Annotated in this window: 8 protein-coding genes; 4 read left to right on the forward strand and 4 right to left on the reverse strand. The window is 75.2% G+C overall.

Annotated elements, in window-relative coordinates; all coding sequences use genetic code 11:
* Positions 1-9: 9 nt before the first annotated feature.
* Complete coding sequence (locus ACZ4W5_RS14035) at positions 10-204, forward strand: DUF1918 domain-containing protein (protein ID WP_465654507.1); 195 nt, start codon at positions 10-12, stop codon at positions 202-204.
* Between the two features lie 50 nt (positions 205-254).
* Complete coding sequence (locus tag ACZ4W5_RS14040) at positions 255-974, forward strand: DedA family protein (RefSeq protein WP_465654509.1); 720 nt, start codon at positions 255-257, stop codon at positions 972-974.
* Here the strand turns inward: ACZ4W5_RS14040 and ACZ4W5_RS14045 are convergent.
* Entirely contained in the window at positions 971-1,711 is a 741-nt protein-coding gene (locus ACZ4W5_RS14045; RefSeq protein ID WP_360233943.1) for a PIG-L deacetylase family protein, read from the reverse strand. The genes ACZ4W5_RS14040 and ACZ4W5_RS14045 overlap by 4 nt on opposite strands.
* 259 nt (positions 1,712-1,970) lie before the next feature.
* On the opposite strand from ACZ4W5_RS14045, the gene ACZ4W5_RS14050 reads away from it, so the two are divergent.
* Together ACZ4W5_RS14050 and ACZ4W5_RS14055 are read left to right on the forward strand one after the other, a co-directional pair.
* Positions 1,971-2,984, forward strand: a complete 1,014-nt coding sequence (locus tag ACZ4W5_RS14050) for an MDR family NADP-dependent oxidoreductase (RefSeq protein WP_465654519.1) — start codon at positions 1,971-1,973, stop codon at positions 2,982-2,984.
* 54 nt (positions 2,985-3,038) lie between these two features.
* The gene (locus ACZ4W5_RS14055) at positions 3,039-3,482 is read left to right on the forward strand and encodes a MerR family transcriptional regulator (RefSeq protein ID WP_465654511.1); all 444 of its coding nucleotides are present in this window, start codon (positions 3,039-3,041) and stop codon (positions 3,480-3,482) included.
* Positions 3,483-3,489: 7 nt separating this feature from the next.
* On the opposite strand, the gene ACZ4W5_RS14060 is transcribed toward ACZ4W5_RS14055, so the two are convergent.
* The 3 genes from ACZ4W5_RS14060 to ACZ4W5_RS14070 are packed head-to-tail and all read right to left on the reverse strand — an operon-like array spanning position 3,490 to position 6,601.
* On the reverse strand, positions 3,490-4,764 hold the full coding sequence (locus ACZ4W5_RS14060; RefSeq protein WP_465654513.1) for an MFS transporter: 1,275 nt from the start codon (positions 4,762-4,764) through the stop codon (positions 3,490-3,492).
* Positions 4,764-5,384 (reverse strand): GNAT family N-acetyltransferase, encoded by a 621-nt coding sequence (locus tag ACZ4W5_RS14065; protein WP_465654515.1) that lies wholly within the window; start codon positions 5,382-5,384, stop codon positions 4,764-4,766. Before ACZ4W5_RS14065 ends, ACZ4W5_RS14060 begins: the two co-directional genes overlap by 1 nt.
* Positions 5,384-6,601, reverse strand: a complete 1,218-nt coding sequence (locus ACZ4W5_RS14070) for a type III PLP-dependent enzyme (RefSeq protein WP_465654520.1) — start codon at positions 6,599-6,601, stop codon at positions 5,384-5,386. Before ACZ4W5_RS14070 ends, ACZ4W5_RS14065 begins: the two co-directional genes overlap by 1 nt.
* Between the last annotated feature and the right edge of the window lie 336 nt (positions 6,602-6,937).

Here is a 6,937-nt window from a genome sequence, read left to right on the forward strand (position 1 = left end):
GAGCAGACCATGCACGCAGCGGTAGGTGACCAGCTCCACATCCACAGCAGAGCCGTGGGCATGGTGGACCAGAAGGGCGAGATCATCGAGGTGCGCGGCACCGACGGTGAGCCGCCGTACGTGGTCCGCTTCGAGGACGGCCACGAGGGCCTGGTCTACCCCGGCCCCGACTGCAACGTCGAACCCCGCCTGGCGGAACGCTGACCCACTCCCCCGCCACCTCGCGCCGGGCCCGGGCGAGGTGGTGAGGAGGGGTGTCCGCGCCCACGACCCCGCTGCCCGGAGCGCTCGCCGGGCTCGCGCCACTGCTGGACCACTACGGGTACCTGGCGGTGGCGCTGCTCGTGCTGCTGGACAACTGCGGCATCCCGGTACCCGGGCAGACCGTCCTGGTGCTCGCCGCGGTGTACGCGGGCACCGGCCACCTGGACCTCGCCGCCGTCCTGCTGATCGGAGTGGCGGCCGCCACCCTCGGCAACATGCTCGGCTACCTGATCGGCCACACCGGCGGGCGCGCCTTCGTCCACCGCTGGGGCCGCTACGTGCTGCTCACCCCGGCCCGGATGGAACGCGCCGACGGCTTCTTCGCCCGGCAGGGCGGCAAGGTCGTCACGGTCGCCCGCTTCGTGGACGGGCTGCGCCAGTACAACGGCATCATCGCCGGGACCACCGAGATGCCCTGGCGCCGCTTCGCCGTCTTCAACCTGCTCGGCGCGGTGCTGTGGACGGCCGTCTGGGGCACCTTCGGGTACGTCGCCGGGGCCAACATCGGGGCGGTGTACCGGACGGCGCTCCGCTACCAGCTCTGGTTCGCGATCGGACTCGGCGTCCTGGTCGCGGTGTTCCTGCTGCGGCAGGTGCTGCGCTACCGGCGCCGGCGCCGCGAGGACGCCGACGCCGGCACCGGCACCGGCGCGCAGGAACCTGAGGGACCCGAGGGGCCTGAGGGAGCTGAGGGGCCCGGGAGCGGTTAGCCCAGCGGGAACACCTCGAACGGCACCGCGAAGCGCGTCCCCAGCCGGCTGCCCGCGCCCCGGCCGAAGCCCTCCAGGAACTCCCGGGCGTCCGCCATCGCCCCGCCCAGCCCGGCCAGGTACGCCTTGTGCTCCTCCAGCGAGGCGACGCCCAGGTCGAAGGTGTCGGTGGTGTCCACCGCGTGCCGGGCCTCGGGCGAGGCGGCCGCCCAGATCTGCCGGACGCCGTTCCAGGGCTGGTGGCCCTCGTCCAGCAGTTCGCGGAACACCCAGCGGTTGCCGGCGTCGCGCACGCCGTCCAGGGTGGCGCGGCCGACCGCGATGTGGTCGGCCTGGTTGAGGAACGTGCCGCCGTAGGTCTCCCGGAAGTTGCTGGTGATCACGATGTCCGGGCGGTGCCGGCGGACCACCCGGGCGATGTCGCGGCGCAGCGGCAGCCCGTACTCGACCACACCGTCCGGGTGGCCGAGGAACTCGACGGTCTCCACCCCGACCACCCGCGCGGAGGCGCGCTGCTCGGCCTCGCGCAGCGGGCCGCACCGCTCGGGGTCCATCGCGTCGATCCCGGCCTCGCCGCTGGTGACCATCACGTAGACCACCTGCTTGCCCTGGGCGGTCCAGCGGGCGACGGCCGCCGCGCCGCCGTACTCCATGTCGTCGGGGTGGGCGACGATCGCCACGGCGGTCCGCCAGTCCTCGTCGACGGGCTGGTAGGGCTCGGGCGCCTGCTCGGTCATGCTGCTCTCTTCCTTCGCTCGCGGCTCGTACGGCTCGCACAGCCCGTACCGCTCGCACGGTTTGTACGGCTTTCGGTCGCACCGTCATACGGTCGTACCGCAGGTGACTCTAGAAGACCGCCCTCCCCACGCCCCGTCAGACACCCCTCCCGCGCCGGGGCTTGCCCCTGACCCGTGCGTCAGGGGTTAGCGTCCGGTCGTCCCGCGGCGGTCCCGCCGCACCACTCCCCCTCCCAGCGCGAGGAGCGCCGCCGTGCCCCTGCCCACCACCGCCCGCGTCGTCCGGCTGACCGCCCGACCCGACGGCCTGCCCGGCCCCGAGCACTTCACCGTCACCGAGGAACCGCTGCCGGCCCCCGGGCCGGGCGAGGCGCTGGTCCGCAACCGGGCCTTCCTGGTCTTCCCCGGCCTGCGCATCCTGATCAGCGGCCAGGGCTCGGACCTGGCGCTCCCCCACATCGCCCCCGGCGACGCCCTGTTCGGCCCGGCCCTCGGCGAGGTGCTGGCCGCCCCGGCGGACGGGCCGCTGCGCCCGGGCGACCTGGTCACCCACCTGCACGGCTGGCGGGACCAACTGGTCGCGGACGCCGGGCAGTTCACCCCGGTCCCGGCCGGCTTCCCGGACCCGACGGCGCTGGTCTCCGCCGCCTCGGCCGGCTACGGCGCGCTGACCCGCAGCGCCCCGGTCCGACCCGGCGACGTGGTCCTGGTGACGGCAGCGGCGGGCGCGGTCGGCACCCTGGCCGGGCAGATCGCCCGGCTGCTCGGCGCTGCCCGGGTGATCGGCACCACCCGCTCGCCCGCCAAGGCGGAGCGGCTCACCGCCGAACTCGGCTACGACACCGTCCTGGTGCCCGGCGGGCGCCCGTTCGCCGAGCAACTGGCCGAGGCCGCACCGGAGGGCCTGGACGTCGTGCTGGACCTGGTCGGCGGCGAACAGCTGACCGCCGCCGTGGACGCCGCCCGGCGCGGCGCCCGGTTCGCACTGGTCGGGGCGGTGTCCGGGCAGCTCGACCCGGCCCGCCGGGGCGGCGACTCCCCCGCGGTGATCGACAGCCTCCGGGTCACCACCCACGGCCTGAGCCTGCGCGGCTTCACCCTGCTCGACCACCCCGACCTGGAGGCCGAGTGGCGCGAGCGCCTGGGCAGTTGGCTGTCCAGCGGGGACCTCGTCTTCCCCCGGACGCCGGTCGCGGGCATCGATCTGGCCCCGCAGGCGTTGACCCGGGTGTTCACCGGCGACACCTTCGGAGCGACCCTCGTGGAGCTCTGACGTGGAGCTCTGACGTGGAGTTCTGACGTGGAGCTCTGACACCGAGGAGGCGGGATGCGGATCGGCGACGCGGCGGCCGCGGCGGGCACCACCCCCAGGGCCCTGCGGTTCTACGAGCAGCGCGGGCTGCTGCCCCCGCCCACCCGCTCCGGCTCCGGCCAGCGCGAGTACGGGCCCGAAGAGGTCGCCCGGGTCCGGGTGATCCGCCAACTGCTGGCCACCGGACTGACGGTGGACGACCTGGCCAGTCGCCCGCACCGGCTGGGCCTGCTCGTCGAGGACCCGCCCCGGCGCTGCACGGCCGACCCCGGTCCGGAGACCTTCGCCCCGGTGATCGCCGCCCGGCTGGCCGCCCTGGACGCGGAGATCGCCCGGCTCACCGCCCGGCGGGAGCGGCTCGCCCGGCACGCCGCGACGGGGGGCGTCGACGTGCCGGGCGAGGACTGGGACGCGCCTGACCGGGGCGCGCCTGACCGGGGCGCGCCTGGCGCGCCCTGAGGGGCGCTCAGCCGGCCTCGGGCGCGGCGAGCCGGGGTTCCAGCGCGGGAGCGGCGGGCCGGGGCCAGCTGATCCGGGTGGCGCAGAGCGAGACCACCGCGGCGGAGGCGGCGACCGCGGCCATGCCCCAGACCAGGCTGGTGCCGCCGGCGATGAAGCCGATCACGGCGGGGCCGGCCAGCAGGCCGGTGGTGCCCATGGCCGCCACCAGGGAGAGCGCGTCCGAGCCCTGGCGGGCGGCGGCGACGTAGACGCAGGGCGTGACGGCGGCGACGCCGAGGCCCACGCAGGCGAAGCCGAGCAGGGTGGGCACCACGCCGCCGGTCAGCAGGGCGAGGGCGAGGCCGAGGCCGGCCAGCAGGCTGCCGGTGCGGACGATCCGGCCGTCGCCGAAGCGGGTGCGCCAGCCGTCGGCGAAGATCCGGGCGCAGACCATCATCACCGAGACGACGGCGATGCCCAGCGGGGCGAGTCCGGCCCCGGCGTCCACCACGTCCTTGAGGTAGAGCGCCGACCAGTCGTTCATCGCCCCCTCGGTGACGGTGCCGAAGACCATCGCCAGGCCCATCCAGAGGGTGGCGGCGGCCGGCAGGGCGAAGCCGCGGCGGGACTTCCTCCCGGCCTGCTCCGCCGGGCCGGCGGCCCCGTCCTGGCCCTCGGCCCCGTCCTGGCCCTCGGCCCCGTCCTGGCTCTCGGCCCCGTCCGGGTGCTCGGCCAGCAGGCCGGGCTGGGCGGCCAGCACCAGCACCGCCAGCAGCGCGGCGGCCAGCCCGAAGTGGACGGCGAGGCTGCCGGTGACGGCGTTGACCCCGGAGGCCAGCAGGGCGGCCAGCAGCGAGCCGGCGCTGAACGTGGCGTGCAGCCTGGACATCGTGGTGCGCTCGAAGCGGGCCTCCAGGGCGGCGCCCTGGGCGTTCATCGCCACGTTCAGACAGCCGACGGCGACGCCGTCGCAGAACAGCACCAGCAGGGTGACCGGGTAGTTCGGCACCACCGACAGGGCGAGCAGGACCACGCCCAGGGCGAGCGCCGACAGCACCGAGAGCAGCCGGGAGCCGAACCGCCGCATCAGCACCGCCACCAGCGGGAACGACACCGCCGCGCCGATCCCGCAGGTCATCAGCAGCAGGCCGATCTGGGCCTCGCCCAGGTCGAGCCGGGCCTTGAGCGCGGGCACCCGGGACACCCAGGTCGCGTACTGGAAGCCGAGCGCGAAGAACAGTGCGCCGATGGCCAGTTGGGAGCGGCGGAACTCGTCGCGCGCGGGGGAGGTCATGTGCATCAGCCCACTTCGGCTCTGGGTGCGGAACCGGGAGTCGGGTCCGCGGGGTTCGGGGCGCGGTCCAACGGCTTGGCCATGTAGACGGCCGCGGCGCCGTAGCTCGCGGGCAGCCCGATCTCCGGCCGGGCGCGGTAGCCCAGCCCGGCCCACAGCACCTCGGAGCCGCGCACGGCGACCAGCGAGAGGGTGCGGTGGCCGGCCGCCCGGCCGGTCTCCTCCAGGTGCCGCAGCAGCCGCGGGGCCAGGCCGCGGCCACGCGCCCGCTCGGCGATCACCAGGTCGTGGGCGTGCAGGTTGCTCTCGGTGGGCCGCACCGCGGCCCCGGTGGAGGCCAGGCTGAGGTCCGGGCAGCGGAACAGCGGGTACGGCAGGGCGAGCAGGTAGCCGGCGAAGCCGTCCGCGTCCTCCAGGACGAAGCAGGTCGACGGCGAGGCGCGGTGCCGGGAGCGCAGCGCCGCACCGCCCTCGGAGAGGCCGCTGGCGGCGTAGGCGCGCTCCTCGGCGGCGATCACCTCCGGCCAGTCCTCCTCGCGGAGCAGCCGGATCCGGGCGTCCGTCGTCGCCGTATCGGTCATCGTGGTGTCCGCCGTCGCTGGGTCGGTCGTCGCTGGGTCGGTCATCAGCGGACCTCCTCGGGGTGGTCGCCGCCGACGCAGGTGTACGGCAGCGGCGGGAAGCCGTTGAAGCCGCGGGTGGCGTAGGCGGTGGCGTAGGCGCCGCAGGAGTGGATCCACACCGGGTCGCCGGAGGCGAGCGCGTACGGGACGCGCACCGCGCCGTCCTCCTGGGCGTACGCGTCGTCGCTGTCGCAGGTCGGGCCGGCCACCACGGCGTTGACGAACTGCCCGCCGGGGTGGGTGGGGAACTCCAGTCGGTACTGCAACTGGTCCATCTCGTACAGGCCGTTGAACTTCCCGCAGCTCAGGTAGAGCCAGTCCTCGCGGGTGCCGTCGAGCCGGTGGCGGGAGGAGAGCCGGGCGACGTGGGCGCGGATCGCACCGTGGTCGGCGACCAGGTGGCGGCCGGGTTCCAGGACGAAGTCCAGCGGGGCCGCGTTGACGGCGCGCAGCCGTTCCATGCCCTCGCGGATGACCGTGAACATCTTGTCCAGCGGCGGTTCGAGCGGGCGGCCGGCCCGGTCGACGACGCCGAGGGCGGGCAGTCCGCCGCCGAGGTTGATCCGGTCCGGGGTGATGCCACGCCAGTTGAGCGCCTCCAGGACGGCGGCCAGCGAGTCGATCGCCGCGGTCCAGGCCTCGGCGGTCATCTGCTGGGAGCCGACGTGCACGGACAGCCCGGAGGGCACCAGCCCGGCGGTGCGGGCGGCGCCGAGCACCCGCAGGGCGTCCTCGGGCGAGCAGCCGAACTTGTGGCTGAGCCCCCACAGGGCGCCCTCGCCGGTGGTCGCGATCCGGCAGAACACCCGTGACCCGGGGGCGTGTTCGGCGATCGCGGCGACGTCCTCCAGGCTGTCGGTGGCGAACTCGCGCACGCCCAGCCGGTAGGCCTCGGCGATGTTGCGGTCGGACTTGATGGTGTTGCCGTAGTGGATCAGTTCGGGGGCCGCCCCGGTGCGCAGCGCCTGGGCGATCTCCTGCGGACTGGCGGCGTCGAAGCCGGAGCCGAGCCGGGCGAGGTGGCCGAGCACCTCGTCGACGGGGCAGGCCTTCATCGCGAACCGGACGGCGACACCGGGCAGTTCGGCGCGCAGGGCGGCGTACTGGCGGCCGATGCCGTCGAGGTCGTAGATGACGGTGTCCTCGGTGGCGGCGGCGAGCGCGGCACGGAGGGCGGTGTGGTCGTGCTGGTCGGGGCGGGGCGCGCGGTCGGCGTGCACGGCGGCGGAGGCGGTCGGGGCGCGGTGGTTGGTCCGCCCCCGGTCGAGGCGGTCGCGCTCGGCCCGGTCGGCCCGCTCGCGCGGTTCGGCGGCGTGCTGCGCCCCGGCGGGGTGGCGCTGCTCGGGGATGTGGCGCGGCTCGGTCGAGCGGCGCGGCTCGGTGGAGCGGCGCGGCTCGGTGGTGCGATGCGGTTCGGTGGATTGCGATATCACGTGTGAACTCCCGGTGCGGCTAGGGCGCGTCTTGTGGATCAGGTCGGACCAGACCGCGGCGTCAGGGTGCGTGCATCGCAAGGCGGAGGAGGGAGTCCATGCGGAGCATCGGCGACCGACGAC

It is taken from the genome of Kitasatospora sp. NPDC029367, from assembly GCF_055569135.1.